General features: G+C 62.9%; 14 protein-coding genes. 3 read left to right on the forward strand and 11 right to left on the reverse strand.

Annotated elements, in window-relative coordinates; translation table 11 throughout:
* The 5 genes from AC3WLF_RS31015 to AC3WLF_RS31035 all read right to left on the reverse strand — a co-directional run.
* On the reverse strand, window positions 1-1,202 hold a 1,202-nt coding region (locus AC3WLF_RS31015; RefSeq protein WP_492359294.1), incomplete at its 3' end, for a Re/Si-specific NAD(P)(+) transhydrogenase subunit alpha.
* Between the two features lie 37 nt (window positions 1,203-1,239).
* Window positions 1,240-2,022 carry a fumarylacetoacetate hydrolase family protein gene (locus AC3WLF_RS31020; RefSeq protein ID WP_010810220.1) on the reverse strand — a complete coding sequence of 261 codons (783 nt, stop codon included), beginning with the start codon at window positions 2,020-2,022 and terminating at the stop codon, window positions 1,240-1,242.
* Window positions 2,023-2,160: 138 nt separating this feature from the next.
* Window positions 2,161-3,393 carry a formyl-CoA transferase gene (frc, locus tag AC3WLF_RS31025; protein WP_010810221.1) on the reverse strand — a complete coding sequence of 411 codons (1,233 nt, stop codon included), beginning with the start codon at window positions 3,391-3,393 and terminating at the stop codon, window positions 2,161-2,163.
* Window positions 3,394-3,752: 359 nt separating this feature from the next.
* On the reverse strand, window positions 3,753-4,472 hold the full coding sequence (locus AC3WLF_RS31030; RefSeq protein WP_010810222.1) for a GntR family transcriptional regulator: 720 nt from the start codon (window positions 4,470-4,472) through the stop codon (window positions 3,753-3,755).
* Between the two features lie 276 nt (window positions 4,473-4,748).
* Window positions 4,749-5,726, reverse strand: a complete 978-nt coding sequence (locus AC3WLF_RS31035; protein ID WP_035818877.1) for a 2-dehydropantoate 2-reductase — start codon at window positions 5,724-5,726, stop codon at window positions 4,749-4,751.
* 205 nt (window positions 5,727-5,931) lie between these two features.
* Between AC3WLF_RS31035 and AC3WLF_RS31040 the strand changes: the two genes are divergently transcribed.
* The 3 genes from AC3WLF_RS31040 (at window position 5,932) to AC3WLF_RS31050 (ending at window position 9,244) form a co-directional block, all read left to right on the forward strand.
* The gene (locus AC3WLF_RS31040; protein WP_492319547.1) at window positions 5,932-6,684 is read left to right on the forward strand and encodes a TerC family protein; all 753 of its coding nucleotides are present in this window, start codon (window positions 5,932-5,934) and stop codon (window positions 6,682-6,684) included.
* Between the two features lie 133 nt (window positions 6,685-6,817).
* Window positions 6,818-8,431 carry an OpgD/OpgG family glucan biosynthesis protein gene (locus tag AC3WLF_RS31045; protein ID WP_492319546.1) on the forward strand — a complete coding sequence of 538 codons (1,614 nt, stop codon included), beginning with the start codon at window positions 6,818-6,820 and terminating at the stop codon, window positions 8,429-8,431.
* Window positions 8,432-8,551: 120 nt separating this feature from the next.
* Window positions 8,552-9,244: a GntR family transcriptional regulator gene (locus AC3WLF_RS31050; RefSeq protein WP_492319545.1), complete on the forward strand. Its 693-nt coding sequence runs from the start codon at window positions 8,552-8,554 to the stop codon at window positions 9,242-9,244.
* Between the two features lie 24 nt (window positions 9,245-9,268).
* Here AC3WLF_RS31050 and AC3WLF_RS31055 read toward each other — a convergent pair whose 3' ends face one another.
* The 6 genes from AC3WLF_RS31055 to AC3WLF_RS31080 all read right to left on the reverse strand — a co-directional run.
* A complete protein-coding gene (locus tag AC3WLF_RS31055) occupies window positions 9,269-10,144 on the reverse strand; it encodes an EamA family transporter (protein ID WP_492359299.1) in 876 nt (291 codons plus the stop codon).
* Window positions 10,145-10,360: 216 nt separating this feature from the next.
* Entirely contained in the window at window positions 10,361-10,546 is a 186-nt protein-coding gene (locus AC3WLF_RS31060; protein WP_010810228.1) for a hypothetical protein, read from the reverse strand.
* Between the two features lie 175 nt (window positions 10,547-10,721).
* Window positions 10,722-12,032 carry a TniQ family protein gene (locus AC3WLF_RS31065; RefSeq protein WP_492359295.1) on the reverse strand — a complete coding sequence of 437 codons (1,311 nt, stop codon included), beginning with the start codon at window positions 12,030-12,032 and terminating at the stop codon, window positions 10,722-10,724.
* A 4-nt stretch (window positions 12,033-12,036) separates the two neighbouring features.
* Window positions 12,037-13,104 (reverse strand): TniB family NTP-binding protein, encoded by a 1,068-nt coding sequence (locus AC3WLF_RS31070; protein ID WP_492359296.1) that lies wholly within the window; start codon window positions 13,102-13,104, stop codon window positions 12,037-12,039.
* 12 nt (window positions 13,105-13,116) lie between these two features.
* A complete protein-coding gene (locus AC3WLF_RS31075) occupies window positions 13,117-15,876 on the reverse strand; it encodes a TnsB C-terminal domain-containing protein (RefSeq protein WP_492359297.1) in 2,760 nt (919 codons plus the stop codon).
* A 545-nt stretch (window positions 15,877-16,421) separates the two neighbouring features.
* A partial coding sequence (locus AC3WLF_RS31080) for a site-specific integrase (RefSeq protein ID WP_492359298.1) occupies window positions 16,422-17,943 on the reverse strand: 1,522 nt, incomplete at its 5' end.

Here is a 17,943-nt window from a genome sequence, read left to right on the forward strand (position 1 = left end):
GCCTCGGCCTGCACCGGCGGCGGCGCGGCCGGCGCCTGCTGCTGCGGGATCGCCACCGTCAGCGGCGGCGGTGGCCAGGTCACCGTGCCCTGGTGCAGCACCGTGGCGCCGCGGATCATCTCGTCGTCCATGTCGACCACGAGCTGGCCGTCCTTGCCCGGCGTCAGCTCCGTCAGCAGGTGGCGGATATTGGTGCCATAGAGCTGGCTGGCCTGCGCCGCCATGCGGCTGGGCAGGTCGGTGTAGCCGATGATGGTGACGCCGTGCTGCCGCACCGCCTCGCCCGGCACGGTCAGCACGCAGTTGCCACCCTGCTCAGCAGCCAGGTCGACCACCACGCTGCCGGCGCGCATCAGGCCCACCGTGCCGGCCTCGAGCAGCTTGGGCGCGGGCCTGCCCGGGATCAGCGCGGTGGTGATGATGATGTCGACCTCGCGCGCCTGTTCGGCAAAGAGACGCATCTCGGCTTCGATAAAAGCCGGGCTCATCTCCTTGGCATAGCCGCCGCTGCCGCTGCCGTCCTCTTCGATCTCGACGGTCAGGAACTCGGCGCCCAGGCTTTCGATCTGCTGGCGCACCACCGGTCGCGTATCGAAGGCGCGCACCACCGCACCCAGGCTGCGCGCCGCGCCGATCGCCGCCAGCCCCGCCACGCCCGCGCCGATCACCAGCACGCGCGCCGGCGGGATCTTGCCCGCTGCCGTGATCTGCCCGGCAAAGGGCCGCCCGAACGCATGCGCGGCTTCGATCACCGCGCGGTAGCCAGCCATATTGGCCATCGAGCTGAGCGCATCGAGTTTCTGCGCGCGCGAGATGCGCGGCACGCAGTCCATCGCCAGCACGGTTGCGCCGCGCTGCGTCAGCCGCTCCAGCATCGCCATTTGCTGCGCCGGCCAGACAAAGCCGATCAGCGTGGCATGCTTCTTCAGCAGCGCCGCCTCTTCCACGCCCAGGCTGGGATGGACCTGCGGCGGGCGCACCTTGATCACCACGTCGACCGAGGCCCACAGGCTGGCCGCGTCGACAATGGCCGCACCGGCGGCGCTGTAGTCAGCGTCGGAGAACGACGCTTCCTGGCCGGCGCCGCTCTCCACCACCACCTGATAGCCGAGCTTGAGCAGTTCCCTGACCGAGTCGGGCGTGGCGGCAACGCGCCGCTCGCCCGGGTGGACTTCGCGTGGCACACCGATCGTCATTGGCATGGCATTCACCGTTTTATGGAAGGAATCGGGCGCCGGCTCAGCCGCGCACGTGGTTGACCAGCGAGCCGATGCCCGCGATCGCCACCTCGACCACCGCACCGTCCTTCATCGATCCCACGCCGATCGAGGTGCCGCACGCAATCACGTCGCCGGGCATCAGCGTCAGGTCCTGCGAGATCCGGCTGACCTGTTCCTCGGGCGAGAAGATCATGTCCGACAGCGGGTAGTTCTGCCGCTCCACGCCATCGAGCCGCGTGATGACGCTGGCGGCCTTCCAGTTGAAGCCGCAGACAATGGCCGGGCCGATGCAGCCGAAGGTGTCGAAGCCCTTGGCGCGCGTCCACTGCGGGAAGTTGGGGTCGGCCGTGATCAGCTCGGCCGCGGTCACGTCGTTGACGACGGTATAACCGAAGATATGCGCGCCGGCCTCGGCCACCGACACATTGCGCGCCTTGCTGCCGATCACGATGCCCAGCTCGCCCTCATAGACGATCTTGCCGTCGTAGCTCTTGGGGCGCTGCACCGCATCGCCCGGCCCGGCCAGCGACGAGGCCGGCTTGAGCAGGAACAGCGGGTGCGTAGGCACGGGCTTTTCCAGCTTGCGCGCGAGTGCGTGGAAGTTGTTCCACAACGCCACCACCTTGCCCGGCGCACAGGGCGCGAGCAGCGTCAGCGACGCGCGCTCATGCACGGCGCCGGTAGGGGCGGGGTCGTTGAAACCGTCGCCGTCATATTCGACGACACGGTTGCCATCGGCTTCGTCGATGCGGCCATGGCCGATGCTGCCGTCAGCGCGGCGAAAGCGTATCCAGGTTTGCACAGCATGCTCCTTGCGCAGGCAAAGCGGGGCCCTGCCTGCTCCGATGTCGGTTGCAGGATCTTGGAAGAAATGGGATCGTGGGCGGCTCGCGCCCGGATTCGTCATTCCCGCACAGGCGGGAATGACGTCAGGCTTGCGTCATACCGCGCCGGCCAGCTTCATCGCGGCGATCTGCGCGGGCGAGCGCCCCAGCCACTCGAGAATCTCTTCGGTATGCTCGCCCAGCAGCGGCGAACGCTCGATCTCCACCGGCGATGCCGAGAGCGTGATCGGGCAGCCCAGCTGCACGTAGCTGCCGCGCTGCGGGTGCTCCAGCTCCTTCAGGTAGCCGCGCTGGTACAGCGACTCGTCCTCGATCAGGTCCTTCATCGACAGGATCGGGCCGCACGGCACATCGACCTCGTTGAGCGCCGCCATCACGTCGAACTTGCTGCGGCCACCGGTCCATTTCTCGATCACGGCGAAGCAGTCGGCCAGGTGCTTGAGGCGTGCTTCTGGCGTGGCGTAGTCCGGATTGGTGATCAGGTCCTCGCGCCCGCACAGGCGCATCAGCGGCTCCCAGCCTTGCGGCTGGATGATGACGTAGACATAGTCGTTGGGGCCGCCCGGCGCGCAGCGCAGCGCCGCGCCCGGCTGGCCGCCGCCCGAGGCATTGCCGGCGCGCGGCACGTGGTCGCCGAACTCTTCGTTCGGGTACTCGCGCAGCGGGCCGTTGGCCAGGCGCTGCTGGTCGCGCAGCTTGACGCGGCACAGGTTCAGCACCGCGTCCTGCATCGCCACTTCCACGCGCTGGCCGCGGCCGGTGTGCTCGCGCTGCAGCAGCGCGGCCAGGATGCCGACCACGCAATGCACGCCCGTGCCCGAATCACCGATCTGCGCGCCGGTGACAGTGGGCACGCCCTCGGCATCGCCCGTGGTGGAGGCCGAACCGCCCATGCACTGGGCCACGTTCTCATACGCCTTGCAGTCCGCGTACGGCCCCGGGCCGAAGCCCTTGATCGAGGCATAGACCAGCCGCGGGTTCAGGTCCTGCAGGTGGTCCCAGTCAAAGCCCGCGCGCTCGAGCACGCCCGGCCCGAAGTTCTCGATCAGCACGTCGCTGCGCTGGACCAGGTCTTCGAGCAGCGCCTTGCCTTCGGGCGTCTTCATGTTCAGCGTCAGGCTGCGCTTGTTGCTGTTGAGCATGGTGAAGTACAGGCTGTCGGCGTTGGGCACGTCGCGCAGCTGGCTGCGGGTGATGTCCCCGCGGCCGGGCATTTCCACCTTGATCACGTCCGCGCCCAGCCACGCCATCAGCTGCGTGGCCGAGGGGCCCGCCTGGACGTGGGTCATATCCAGGATGCGAACGCCTTGCAGTGCCTTGGTTTCCATTTCGGATGTCTCCTCGGACGATGGTTTCACTTGTATATGGTCTGTTCCTGGTGCTCGGCGCGTACTCGCTCGCGTCCGTTCCGGCCCTCTTGATGACATACGGTATGTGATATATCAGAAGAGAGCAAGAGGAGTTTGCCCGATGCAACACAAATTTCGACGATGCAATGCAGCAATCGACCTGTTTTGCTTGCCCGAAGTGGGAAACCCAGTCAAATCCCGAATCAGTCAGCCAGCATCTTTTTCACATTGATATATCACATACCACAACACGAAAAGCTCGCGCGTCATCCGGGAACGCACAAAAGCAAAACGGCGGACCAAGGTCCGCCGTTTTGCCGCCCTACCCCCGCCCGCCTTCAGTCGAGGAAGTCGCAGTGCCGTTCCACGTAGTCAGCCAGATCCAGCGAATGCTGCCGCACCAGCCGCTCGGCCAGCTCGGTATCGCGTTTCTCCAGCGCCTCGATGATGCGCAGGTGGTCCACGATCGAACGTGCCGCCCGGTCGCTCTGCGAGATCGTCATCTTCCGGATCGCGCGCACGTGGATAAAGATATTGCGGATCGTGTCCATGATGATCTGCGACTTGGACAGCTGCACGATCGCCTGGTGGAACGCGATATTGGCGTCCGAATACTCTTCGATATGCTCGGCCGGAGTGGAATCACGGAAGCTGTCGAACATGCTGCGCAGCTGCGCGATCTCGGCATCGGTGGCGTTCTCGGTGGCCAGCCGCGCGGCCATGCTTTCCAGCGCGGCCCACATCTGGATCATCTCCACGATCTCGCGCTTGGTCTTGCGCATGATGTAGATGCCGCGCCGGGGCACGGTGCGCAGGAAGCCCTCCTGCTCCAGCAGCGTCATGGCTTCGCGGATGGGTGTGCGGCTGACACCCATGGCCTCGCTCAGAACCCGCTCATCGAGGCGGATCTCGTCGCGCGACTGGTAGATGTCAGCGTCGGCGATGGCCTGGCGCAACATGGCGTAGGCCTGGTCGCGCAGGCTCGCGCCGGCATTGATCGGTTGCACGGACAAGGCCAGCCCGTTGGGCTGGACGATGGATTGGCTTTGCGCAGACATGAATGAGCTCGTGTGAGACCAGCGGCAGGGTGGCCGGAATGGCTGCCCCCCGCATTGCCGCACAGCTTAGCAAAAACGCCGGACCCATTACGAAAACGCATCAAACAATGCGTTGTTGTCATGCATCGGCACAGTAGCGGTGCGCGGTCTGTCGTATATGGTATATCACTATCGCCCTGCCTTTCTCGCTTCGCAAGCCCGGCTCACGCTATCTTGGCGCGCCTGGCGTGCGCCAGGGGATACCTGACCCGCGGTATCCCCTGTTCCCAGCCGCGCTCAGGCGGCCAGCTTGGCCATCGTGTCGCGCTGCTTGATCAGACCCAGCACGGCATCGCACATCGGCGTGGGCTGCGCAACCAGACGTCCCATTTCCTGCACCACGGTCAGCAGCGGGTCGATTTCCATGGCCCGCCCGGCCTCCAGGTCCTGCAGCATCGAGGTCTTGTGCGCGCCCACGGCACCGGCGCCGTCGATGCGCCGCTCCACGTCGACGCGGAATTTCACCCCGAAACGCTCGGCGATGCCTTGCGCCTCAACCATCATCTGGCGCGACAGCGCCCGCGTGGCCGGGTCGGCGGTGATGACGTCGAGCGTGGCATGCGTGAGCGCGCTGATCGGGTTGAAGCACAGGTTGCCCCACAGCTTGAGCCAGATCTCGTCGCGGATATTGTCGCGCACCGGGGCGTCCAGGTCGGCGGCCATCATCATTTCGCTGAGCCGGGTCACGCGCGCCGAGCGGCTGCCATCCGGCTCGCCCAGCGGAAACTTCTTGCCGTAGACATGCTTGATCACGCCGGGCGCAACGATCTCAGCCGCGGGATAGACCACGCAGCCGATCGCCCGCTCCGGCCCCAGGCCTTTCCATTGGCGCCCGCCGGGATCGACGCTTTCCAGCGTGCTGCCGGCCAGCTCGCCGCCATGCTTGTAGAAGTACCAGTACGGAATGCCGTTGACGCCGGTGACGACCGCGGTTTCCGGCCCCAGCAGCGGCTGCATCTGGTCCACCACGCCCGGCACGGAATGCGCCTTGAGGGTGATGAACACATAGTCCTGGTGTCCGAGCTCGCGCGGATCGCTGGTGCAGCGCACCTTGGCCACGCGCTCCTCGCCGTCGATCAGCAGCCTGACACCATGTTCCTGCATCGCCGCGAGATGGGGGCCACGCGCGACGAAGCTGACCTCCGCCCCCGCGCGCGCAAGCTGCGCCCCGACATAGCCGCCGATCGCGCCTGCGCCGTAGATACACACTTTCATTGCTGTCTCCTTGATGGCTCGATTTGGATCTTTTGATATATCACATACTATATTCCATCGAGGCACATGGCAACCGCGTCAAACAACCTTTATCTTTCCGGATCACACTGCGCGGGCAAGCGGCGCTGCGCTAACATGACGCCTGCATGTGCCCCGGGCGGACCACCGTCCGGCGCCAGCCTGGAACCTGACACCCGGAGCTCTCATGGAAGCGTCGTTGGCATTGCTGCAGGATCCCGCCGCGTGGGCGGCACTGGCCACGCTGGTGGCCATGGAAATCGTGCTGGGGATCGACAACCTGATCTTCATCTCGATCCTGACCAACAAGCTGCCTGAAGCCATGCGCGAGAAGGCGCGCAAGATCGGCATCAGCCTGGCGCTGGTGATGCGCCTGGGCCTGCTCGCCACCATCGCCTTCATCGTCAAGCTCACCGAGCCGGTGTTCACCATCCTGGGCCAGGGGCTGTCGTGGCGCGACATCATCCTGATCGCGGGCGGCGCCTTCCTGGTCTGGAAGGCCACGCGCGAAATCCACCACCACGTCACCGCCGCCGAAGAAGGCGAGGAAGGCGGCACGGCCAAGGCGGTGCAGAGCTTTGCCTCGGCCATCGGCCAGATCCTGGTGCTGGACCTGGTGTTCTCGATCGACAGCATCATCACCGCGGTCGGCATGACCGAGCATGTGCAGATCATGTTCGTGGCGGTGATCGCCGCGGTGATGGCGATGCTGTTCGCGGCCACGCCGCTGGCCAACTTTATCAACCGCAACCCGACCATCGTGATGCTGGCGCTGGCCTTCCTGATGATGATCGGCATGACGCTGATCGCGGAGGGCCTCGGCACCCATGTGCCCAAGGGCTATATCTATACGGCGATGGCGTTCTCGGCAGCGGTCGAGGGGCTGAACATGCTGGCGCGGCAACGGCGCCAGCGGCGCCGGGCCAGCGGGCAGGCCTGATGTGCGGCGGCGGCCGCTTGCAGCCGGGCTGCGGGCGGCCGCCTGTAACAGAGGGTGTCCGAACTTTTCGCTGACGGCGGCGTCTCTTACAGTTCTGCACAACCCCCGGACAATAAAAGGACGCTTTCGCCACATGATGAACCGCCGAACCCTGCTGGTCTCAGCCACTGCCTCCGCCGCGCTCGCCGCACTGGGCATTACCCCGTCGGTGCTGGCAGCCAGCCGGATCAAGCTCGGCGACGCCCAGCCATTCGGTTTCGACGCCCTGATCGAACGCGCCCGCGCGCTGGCCGGCAAGCCCTACGCGCCGCCGGCGTCGCCGCCCGCGGACGTGCTGTCCCGCATCGACTACGACGCCCACGGCAAGATCCGCTTCCGCACCGACGACGCGCTCTTTGCCAGTGGCCCCGGCCAGTTCCCGGCCACCTTCTTCCACCTCGGCACGTACTTCCGCACGCCGGTGCGCATGCACGTGATCGAACGCGCCAAGGGCGGCCCTGGCAAGACCCGCGAGATCGTCTACGACGACGCCTACTTCGACATGCCGGCCGACAGCCCCGCGCACAAGCTGCCGCCGGGCAGCGGCTTTGCCGGGTTCCGCTTCCAGGAAAGCCGCCTCGGCGACCAGAAGACACGCGACTGGCGCAAGAACGACTGGGTTGCCTTCCTCGGCGCGTCGTATTTCCGCGCCATCGGCGACCTGTACCAGTACGGGCTGTCCGCGCGCGGCATCGCCATCGACGTGGCCGAAGCCGGCAAGTCCGAGGAATTCCCGGCCTTCACCCATTTCTGGTTCGAGACCCCCGAGGGCAATGGCGATACCGTCACGGTCTACGCCCTGCTGGATGGCCCCAGCATCGCCGGCGCCTACCGCTTCGTCATGCAGCGTGGCAAGGCCGTGATCATGGATGTGGAGTGCGCGCTGTTCCTGCGCAAGGATGTGGGCCGGCTGGGGCTGGCGCCGCTGACCTCGATGTTCTGGTTCTCCGAAGGCATCAAGGGCACCGCCGTCGACTGGCGCCCGGAGGTGCATGATTCCGACGGCCTGGCGCTGTGGAACGGCGCCGGCGAGCATATCTGGCGCCCGTTGAACAACCCACCGCAGACCACGGCCTCGGCGTTTTCCGACGATAACCCCAAGGGCTTCGGGTTGCTGCAGCGCGACCGCCTGTTCGACCACTACCAGGACGGCGTCAACTATGAGCGCCGCCCGAGCCTGTGGGTCGAGCCGCGCGACGGCTGGGGCGCCGGTTCGGTGCAACTGGTCGAGCTGCGCACCGATGACGAGATCCACGACAACATCGTCGCCATGTGGGTGCCCAAGGCCCCGGCCAAGGCCGGCAGCACCTACCGCCTGCGCTACCGGCTGCACTGGCAGGCCGACGAGCCCTTTCCGTCGCCGCTGGCGCGCTGCGTGGCCACGCGCCTGGGCAATGGCGGCCAGCCGGGCCAGCCGCGGCCCAAGGGCGTACGCAAGTTCATGGTCGAGTTCAAGGGCGCGCCGCTGGAGAAGCTGCCCTTCGGCGTCAAACCCGAGGCCGTGCTGACCGCCTCGCGCGGCACCTTCTCCTACGTCTTCACCGAGGCCGTTCCCAACGGTGTGCCGGGCCACTGGCGTGCCCAGTTCGACCTGACCGCCGACGGCAACCAGCCGGTCGATATCCGCCTGTTCCTGAGGATGAACGGCAAGCCGCTGTCCGAGACCTGGCTCTACCAATACCACCCGTTCCAGTCGCCGGCGGGCTAAGGCGCAAGGCACGGCCACGCGCCGGGCCCTTTACACCATATTGCGTCGCCGTGATGTCAGGCGCGCACGAGCGGGTATGATGGCTGGCTACGACAGTCCAACCGCATCAGCCAGCCTCACATGATTTCTCAAGAGTTCGCCGGCGCCGCCGAGAGTGGCCAGGCCGCATCGCTTCCGCGCTCAGAGCGCGCCTACCAGCAACTGCGCGCCGCCATCCAGGCCGGCCAGCTGTCCCCCGGGACGCGGCTGCGCGAGGTGGAACTGGCCGAATCCCTGGGCCTGTCGCGCACGCCGGTGCGTGAAGCGCTGTCGCGGCTGGAGTCCGAAGGGCTGGTCGTCAACGAGCCCAACCGCGGCATGATGGTCACCCAGCTCGACGCCAGCATGGTCAGCGAGCTGTACGTGATGCGCGAAGTGCTGGAAGGCACCGCCGCCGCGCTGGCCGCGCGCCACGCCACCGATGTGGAGATCTCGCTGCTGCGCGATATCGTCGAGCGCGACCTGGCGTTCGCCGACGACCCGGACCGGCTGGCGCAGAACAACCGCCTGTTCCACGAAACCCTGCACCGCTGCGCGCATAACCGCTACCTGCTGAAGAACCTGCGCTCGCTGCATGAGTCGATGGCGCTGCTGGGGCGCACTACGCTCTCAGTGCCGGGACGCGCGCGCAGCTCGTACGAGGAACATATCGCGCTGGTGGAGGCGCTCGAACAGCGCGACCCGGCGCTGGCGGAACAGATCGCACGCCGGCATATCCAGCAGGCCTACAAGGTGCGGCTGTCGCTCTGGATCCAGGAACAGTCGGGCAGTTGATCTGCCCGGCAGCAGCCGGCAGTATCAGGCCGCCTGGGCCCGCGCCGTGCGCAGCGTGCCCAGGCTGAGCACGGCCAGCGCCACCAGGATCAGCATCACCGCACCCAGCGTCTGCGGCGCGATCTGCTCGCCGCCCAGCCATGCACCCATCGCCAGCGCCACCGGCGGGTTCACATAGACATAGCTGGCCGACAGCGTCTGGCTGACCGTGGACACCAGGTACATATAGGCAGAAAACGCCACCAGCGACCCCGCCACCACCAGGTAGACCCAGGCCCAGCCGGCCTGCGCGCTGACCGATGCCGGCCACGGCTCCTGCCGCAGCGCCGACAGCACCATCAGCACCGCGCCGCCGATCAGCATCTCCGCGGCAAATGCCGCGGCACCCTGGGGCAGCTCCAGGCGGCGCGCCAGCTGCGAGCCGAACGACCAGCTCGCCACTGCCAGCATCAGCGCCACCACGCCCCCGGTACTGACGCGGAATTCCGCGCCCGCGGTCAGCACCAGGATGCCCAGGCTGCCGATCGCGATCGCCACGTACTCATACCATTTCGGCCGGCTGCCGAAGCAGGCACTCCAGACCAGCGCGAAGATCGGCATCGACCCGATCATCACCGTGGTGGCACCGGAAGAAATCGTCTGCTCGGCAATCGCGGTCAGGCCCATGCCGCCCACCAGCAGGAACAGCGCCGGCACCGCGCAGTTGCGCAACAGCCGCCACGACGGCATCGGCGTGCCCCGCCACGCCAGCCAGGCGGCCAGCAGCAGGCCCGCGCAAAGGAAGCGCGTGCCCATCATGAACAGCGGCGGAAAGCTCTCCAGCGTAAAGCGGATCGCCAGGTAGGTCGTGCCCCAGACCACATAGGTGATCAGCAGGCACAGCAGCACAAGCGCGGGCATGGTCGAAAAGGCGTATTGCGAAGGCATCCACGATAGCCCCCTGCCAGGCCCCGGCCAAACGAAAAGGTCTGGCAAGCCTTGCGAAAGTTATTCACAAAGCACGCAAAAACCGCGGGCAAAACAAAACCGGCCGCGTCTGCCCGGGCGGGCGCACGTATGGCCGGTTCTACAACGCAGCCCGCAACGGGCCGCAACTACTCTGCTGCAAACAACTCTTTAGCCGTTGGCGTAGACCACGTGGGCCTTGCGGGCCTGGGTCTGCAGGCGCTCGATCGCGCTCTGGACGAAGGCGATGGCGCGCTTCACGTCATGGGCGAAGCCCAGGCTTTGCGTACCGAGTTCACGGTCGATCAGTTCGCGTTCGAGTTGGTCAGTCAGCTTGATATCGGATTGGGTGTTCATGGCGTCCTTCCTTTCGGGATTACCCTCATGGGGTTTTCCCTGATTGTAGCAGAGGAATTGTCGCGCTGCAGCATTAGGTGAAAGTACGTATGTGGGAGAGCAACGGCTGGTGGTGGGAAAGAAACCATAAAGTGGCAGTTTCGCCTTGTTATGCTTGTCAAAAAATTTTGCCACGTTATGCTTTAAGGCCACAAAGAGCCTTTCTAATCACTTTTCTAAGTTTAAATGGGTCCATGACCGCCCCCGTACTCCGGCTTTCCATGCGAACGACACGGGTAACAGACTGTTCAGTAAGAGGCACGTGCGACTCAATCGCTCTATCGATCGCCATTGCCACGATCTCCCGTGTGGGAGCGTAGCTAGCCTCCACCACTCCCGCACGGTAGTGCTCATGCGCAGCAACGATGGCGGCCCACAGTTTGGGGTGGTGTAAAGCCAGATAGCGGCGATTCACACCCAGCGCCTTCGACACTGAAGCGCCGGAATTGGAAGACGACGTGATAGTCCGATAACTGGCAGCCAGGCGACCGATTTTTTCATCTAACCCCGTCAGATCCAGTTTCCACGTGGGCCGAACCGGCGTAGGCGGCGTGTAGGTCTGCGCCGGCGCAGCGGCAAGGGCAGGCTGACCAAGGAAGATACTAAGAAGACTCACGCCACATCGAGATGCAATGGCTAACAGAACCCCTAAAGCGGGCTTTTGCCCGGCATTGAGAATCGCCGCTCCAAGTGCGTTTGGCGAAATTCCGATGCTTCTCGCCAAAGCAGCTTTGGATCTGAACCCATCGCAACAACTGATCATTCCCCTCTGTAACGCTTCTCGCGACAACAACCCTCCGCTTGAAGCATAGGCAACGAGGTCTCCTATTTGCTGGGCGACCCAAATCTCCAATGGTTCGGCCGCACTTGGTAGAGTGTTATTGCAGCGCATACCAATGCTTCCGCACCGTCTGCAGACGCCCGGCAGTAGCACTTTGCGCGTCGGTCTCAACACTACGCTACGGTCACCACACAAGTCCCGAACAAGTCGGACGCCGTGGATTGGACAGGCGTTCACGACCCGAAAATCCCACAAGGCGTGCCCATACAAGCCAGACTCCTGCGCCGCAAGGCACTCGGGGCAATAGCGCCGCACTTTACTGCCCAGGCCATAGTGACCCACCAATGCCGCGAGCCCTTGCAGACTTGCCGCTTTAACTTCGCTAATGCCAGTAAGCTCTATTAAGGTGTCTGTTAGACATTTCAGTGCCACACTGTCCGCCGAAAGGGCAATGCCCTCCTGAACCTGATAACATACGTGCGAGCCGAATCCAAGCTCTTTTAAGCGCGGCGATACATATTCCTTATACAGGATGCTCGGCGTGACACTATGCACGAAGGCCAGGCGATAGAAGTAGCTACACAATGATTCGCTTCGAAGCGTACCAACCCCGATCCACGGCAACGAATAAAGGACAGAGATGGGTTCGGCGAAGTGCGACGGCATCTTGTCACCTCAACGGCTTTTTCTCTCGCGCAAAAAAATTGGCTGGCGATCGCAAACAATCAAACTTTCTCATTTCCTCTTCCCCTTTCTTGAAAGACGTTTCCAACTCCGACCGCTGCGCTTCAGGCAAATAGCTTTGTTGAAGGAATTTATCGCTCCAGTTCCCCTTACTATCATTCTGCAGCTCCAAACAACTCGACAGAATCTGCTTCAGTAACCCGATATTTCCCAGACTCTGCCACAGAAGCTGCGGGCAATGGGCATCGACATTTAAGCAATCCTTCCATGGCCAATAGGCCCTAAATTTCATTAGGATCGACAAAAATTGATCGAGCACCGCATCTTGCCTTTTCCGTCTCCCAGCATCGCGCGTTGGCTTAGCAAGAGTAGAATCGTAGCGCGACAGGAAAACGGTTCGTCCGCGCCTCACGTATTGCTCGTAGGTTCTAGCTCGCTCGGTGAGATTGAAGTCACCGACCACTACAATTTTAGGACAGTCATCGTGCGCGAGAGCCTTGATCATGTCTAGGACTGACTCCGCATCTCTAAACTTAAGCAAATGTACCACCTCGTCGATGGCCAATGCGAGATGTTGCCGATACTTCAGCATAGCGACTACCCAATCACGAAGATTATCAACAGTTGGCTGCCCATGGCAGTACTTTACATTAAGCTTTCCATCCTCCACTATAAATGCCACCTTTTTATCTATCATCGCATCCTTTCCTGCTTGTAAGATCAGCGCATAAAACGCTTTTAATCTCACTTTTTGCTCACCTATTGCCGGTGCCTCAACATAGACAATACCCCCGGGCCTACGAAAATCCTTTTGCCTCACAATTCCCGGCAAGATGCTTTTTAACAGGCACGATTTTCCAACGCCGGAGGCACCAGCCAGCACCAAAATAGGGATGCCATTGTGTGGGCACAATAAATGCACCATACTATTAATGACGCCTTCCAAGATATGATGAGTTACATTCAGCTCGCCAAATAACCTGACTTTGTCGTAATCAGATAGAGAAAACCTTTCATCGGGCGACAAATCAGCAAGAGAGACGCTATCATCCATGCGCACCTCCACTTAGATCAATCCCTTCACGGACTTCCAATTGATGTCTCGGAGAGCCAAATGCTCGCTTTCTACTGGAGCTTCCTCGCCCACGATCAGCTCGGGTATGGTATCGAAGGGCGGCCTTCCAGCACCAGGAAGTGGACCGTCGGTATGCCGCTTCTCTGGTTTAGCCTTTGCTTGAAGGATGGTGTTTTCCAACTCAGCGACCACGTCCGCATCCGCGCAATGAACGGTTCGATCTGTCAAGTTGACGCACGCCACCATGCCCAATTGCAGGTACAGGCGCAGCATTTCTGCTTCTTGCAAGCCAATAAGTGGGTCGAAATGCCTCGCCTCTAATGACAGGACGTCGCGCTCTTTCGCGTACGTGAGTCTCGACCGCTGCGCACGTAGGCCGTTCTCCTCGTACATCTGACGCAGCGCTTGCTCCAATTGATAGGAGGTCCTCCCTGGGAATGGCGCCAGGTTACGAGCGACCGCTACCAGTAGTTGGTTCCGGTATTCTGCGTAGACAATATCTGCGTGAAACGGCTCGATCCGAAGAATGGCCTTCTCGCCTCGCTTTGCCGTCCGAAAAGCATCGTGCCAATACCACCGGAACCCAGTCCAAACGCCATGTAGCGGATCCACAAGATGGACCGCATGCGGTGTCAGCGGGGCGGTTTGGATAAGCAGATGCTCATCAAATGCGACGGGGCGAAACGGTTGACTGCCGCGCTCTCTAATCAATCTCGCCTCGTACTCTTTCGGAGTGATGCCAAGCGCCGGATGGACGTCGCACGCATACTTGCGCACGAAGAAGTACTCGTCATACCGACGATATAGGCCAACCAGCGATTCCTCCGCGACGTCCTTGGGATCGGTATAGCCGGCATAGGCGCGCGCATTTTTCAGGTGCGACGTATTGCCAGTCACGAGTCGGTCCACCTGCCACTCCCTCGCCCGGTTTTGCGTCTCGATGGGTGCACCTTGTCGTGGGCTATCTTTCGCGCGCCGTCGGAAGGTGATGCCATGCAAGTCGGCGAACCGCTGGATTGGTGCTGCGTGCAAGTCCAAGCCGCCATCAACGATCGCCGTTTGCGGCAGCCTCCTCCAACGTCTCACATAATCGCGCAGCACCATTAGCACCGATTGAGCCGAGGCGGGACGAAATGACATATAAAGCGCCCTGGCACAAGGAACAGAGGCGTCATATGCCAACGTGATCACGGGACGCCCGAGATTGTTCCCATTCGGCGCAATCACCTCGGCGTCGGCGGGCGTGTGGTCAATGTGGACGCATTGATGGGGAAGCCATCCATGTGGCAGTTGGCCAGGATCGAGACTACCAACGATGGGCTGCATCGCCAGCGCAGCGCGGCGCCCATGCTTACTATCCAAATTTTGATATCGCTTAACGCGATTGCAAAACGAGGGATAGCTCATTGGTACTCGATGCAGTCGGAGGCAGATGCCCTGATAGCGCTGAAAACAGCCAATTTTCGTAATGCCAGGCGCGCGTCGATAGATGTGTCGTGTCACATCCTCTGCAAACGCTTCGACGTCTGCAGGCAACCGCGGAGTACGATTGCCTCGCTTGTTGGTCTGGCCAGCCAGACGGATGGCCGCCTCCGTGTCCGTGAGCGACAACGTCACTAAAGCTCGATAGCGAGCCATTTGCCGCGCCGAGCGAATGTTGACCCCGTTACGCACGGCGTTCAGCTTCTCGATTCCTTCGTCCAGTCGGGCCGAACTCAAAGGCGCCAGAGCCCGACGAATCTCGGGCTTTACGGAACCGTCCGGAAGCGTGGCTGAAGGCGATGCAGCGGCGTGGGCGACCACGGCGCAAGGCAGCTCCTTAATGTCGTCGCCGATGCCGCGTAGCCGTACACTGTCACCGCTGATGCATTCAACCCAGTACGGTTGCCCATTGAATTGGATCAACGCCCCCGGTACCACTCCATCCTGGGGTGGTAGCGGTAGCACATCGCGCAGCTGCAACGATAAGCTGCATGTCTGTAGCGCGCTCCGATCACGATAGAGGTGGAAGGAACTGATTCCATCCAGCCGCTCGTGCACTAAGTCGCAACACAGCACTCCCGTGGCGATCGCGTGCTTGATGGTATCGGCGCCGACGTGATGAGTCTCCACTAGTTGCCGAAACGTCAGCACTACTTCGCGGTCAAGCAAACTGCGTAGGTCGTGCTGAATATTCAAGGGCAACGGCGGCGAGCTCCTGTACCGAACCAGATCCTTCAGATTCATGACCAGTACGTGCGGGATCTCTACCAGACTATGCATCTCATAGTGGATGCCAACGTCACTGTAGGCTTCCTCGGGAGGACGCCAGTGCCAACGGAAAGGCGGATCAGGATCCTTGTAGTAGTTTCCCGATGCGCAACGTTGTCGAAAAAGAAACCCCTCCCCTTTCCAGTCTTGAACAACAACTCCCTGCTGCTGAATCAGCATCACTTCGGGCCGATGCTGCCAACGCACTGCTGGCTTGCCCGCCACCGTTGGCGTCTTGATATCAAGCGCCCATGGCTGGAAGTAGTATTCGAGGACATTGGCATCGTGCTCGTAGAGCATCGCAAGTGCCGCACCCACGTTTCGACCGGGAGCAGCTACCGTTCCCTGCATCTTTTCACTGATCACGTACTCGACGCAGCCCGAAATCGAATGCGCTAACTCGGTATTGTCTCGGGTGCGAACGGCCTCAATCAAGATGCGACCATGAGCAGTCACAGCCCAACGCGACAGCAGAATCGCAAGGGCATCATCTTTGAGCATAGGAACTCCTTACCCTGCGCGCGGCCGAAGTGAAGCTACCGTCAGTCAATTGACCGCCATGCTAACTATGGTCAGGGGGTTGACACATCCCGGTGAGAAGGTCGCCGGGTCGTATCGCGGTGCACGCTTCCGGCTGGGGGCCGGGCTGACACGGATTCGCACTGCACCGCCACACTGGCTTCGTGATGCCTCAGGTGCCTCGCTTGCATGTCACGGTCGCCCGGTAGACCAATCGCAGTAGCTTAGTTCTAGTTCGTTCGTCGGCATTCGTAAACCCAATTTGGGTTTCCCGACTGTGCCGTGGAAGTTTGCCGCTATTTGAGGCGCCATTGCGGGGCTGGCAGACAATCACTCGCGTGTAGCAAGGACAATCCATTAAAATCGTAATTAACTAAGAGATTTTCGACAACTCGCCCACACCAGCTTAAGAAAAAAACATCTTTTTTCTTTTCGGTCGCAGCCATCAAGCGACCGCTGGCGCACGAACAAGTCCCCCCGCACGTCAGTGGCAGCATTAATGTTTTCAGTGAGCTTTTTCAAGCGAGCTAGAAGATCCCCACGCGCTCGAGTTCCTGCGCGCGACGCTCGGCGTCGGCACGCACATAGACCGAGGTGGTCGCCAGTGAGGCATGGCCGAGCTGGCTCTGGACTACATCCAGCGCCACGCCATGGGCGACGGCGTGATTGCCGAATGAGTGGCGCAGCCAGTGTGCGGACGCAATCTTGAGCCGTGCGGCACCTGCGGGATCGTCCGCTTCAAACGCGAGGGCGGCGCTCGCAAAGAATCGCTTGAAAATCGCATGCAGTTGCCCGACCGACAGCGCTCCGGCGCGACCGTCGGACTTGACGCGGCCAATCAGTGGTGTGGCCGGATGCAGCCGCTCGAACGCCTCACCTAGCCCGCGCGCCATCATGTAATCGCGCAGCGCCGCGATCACCGCATGCGAAACGTGGACCTCGCGCTCGACCGTCCCCTTGCCCGTGAAGACCAGTTCCCAGCTCCCACGCGCATCGTCCGGCAGGTCATGGTGGTGCAGGTCCCCGACCGCGGCGCGCGTCAGCTCGGCGATGCGCAGCCCGGTCGCATAGGCAAAGCGCAGCAGAAATTGCAGCCGCACGCTCCTCGGATCTTCGGCCGGCAGTTCGGCCGCACAGCGCTGCAGGAACGCCCACTGCGCCTTTGTAAAGCTTCGCGACACCTGGATGCGGCTGCGCGAGGTCTTGGGCTTGGGCATTAACGCGAAGGGGTTATAGCGCAGGTATTGGGCCGCAACCAGCCAGTTGAACATTCCGCTCAGCACCATATAACTCTGCTGGATGCTGACCGCTGACAGCGGTCCGGCGAACGGGCGCCAGTCATAACTAAAGCGCGGCACGCCTCGTGCGCCCACCCACTGCGCTGCCGGCTGCGGGTCGGCCAGGAAGGCCAGGTAGGCGCTGCAGTCCTCGACCGTCAGGTCTGACAACGCCCTGCCGCGCACGAATACCGCCCACAGCAGGAGCCGCTCGCCATGGCAGCGGTAAGTGCGTGCAGTCGGACTACCTTCTGGCCCGCGCGTGGCGAGCCAGGCCTGAATCGCGTCCAGGTCGGTCTGCGCCGCGGTGCGCGGGGTTGCACCGGGCCCCGGCCGGTTGTGGCCGATGCGGCCATCGCAGGTGGCCGGCAACGCCAGCGCCTCGAGCGGCGCGATCATGACCGCGGGCGGACGCAGCGCGGCGCGCGTGGCCACGGACACGCGGCGCCGCGGCACCAGGGCCGCCGGCGCGATCGCACCCAGCGCCGGCGCCTCGGCCGTCAGCCAGGCGATGACGTGCCGGCCCGTGACCGCACCGACCCGCGGCACGGTCCGGTACCAGCGCACGCCGCGCGCAATCACGTGCGCATGCAGGTCGGCCAGCGTTGCCAGTCCCGCCGCGGCCAGCCGCGCCGCGACCGGCGGCGCGAACCAGCCGGCGACCGGATCGGCGGGGGTGGGGAGGCGGGTCAGGTGCGGGCGCACCGCCTCGAGCGCGTCGAGCTGGCGGCGCCGGCGCCGCGCCGGCACCGCCGTGCCGGCGTCGCGAAAC

The organism is Cupriavidus sp. FW306-01-F10A (assembly GCF_058782785.1).

Coding starts and splice junctions, on each gene's coding strand:
- AC3WLF_RS31045 (WP_492319546.1), top strand. CDS start 6,818: ATGATGAACCGCCGAACCCTGCTGGTCTCAGCCACTGCCTCCGCCGCG.
- AC3WLF_RS31075 (WP_492359297.1), bottom strand. CDS start 15,876: ATGCTCAAAGATGATGCCCTTGCGATTCTGCTGTCGCGTTGGGCTGTG.
- frc (WP_010810221.1), bottom strand. CDS start 3,393: ATGGAAACCAAGGCACTGCAAGGCGTTCGCATCCTGGATATGACCCAC.
- AC3WLF_RS31050 (WP_492319545.1), top strand. CDS start 8,552: ATGATTTCTCAAGAGTTCGCCGGCGCCGCCGAGAGTGGCCAGGCCGCA.
- AC3WLF_RS31035 (WP_035818877.1), bottom strand. CDS start 5,726: ATGAAAGTGTGTATCTACGGCGCAGGCGCGATCGGCGGCTATGTCGGG.
- AC3WLF_RS31040 (WP_492319547.1), top strand. CDS start 5,932: ATGGAAGCGTCGTTGGCATTGCTGCAGGATCCCGCCGCGTGGGCGGCA.
- AC3WLF_RS31030 (WP_010810222.1), bottom strand. CDS start 4,472: ATGTCTGCGCAAAGCCAATCCATCGTCCAGCCCAACGGGCTGGCCTTG.
- AC3WLF_RS31055 (WP_492359299.1), bottom strand. CDS start 10,144: ATGCCCGCGCTTGTGCTGCTGTGCCTGCTGATCACCTATGTGGTCTGG.
- AC3WLF_RS31065 (WP_492359295.1), bottom strand. CDS start 12,032: ATGCCGTCGCACTTCGCCGAACCCATCTCTGTCCTTTATTCGTTGCCG.
- AC3WLF_RS31060 (WP_010810228.1), bottom strand. CDS start 10,546: ATGAACACCCAATCCGATATCAAGCTGACTGACCAACTCGAACGCGAA.
- AC3WLF_RS31070 (WP_492359296.1), bottom strand. CDS start 13,104: ATGGATGATAGCGTCTCTCTTGCTGATTTGTCGCCCGATGAAAGGTTT.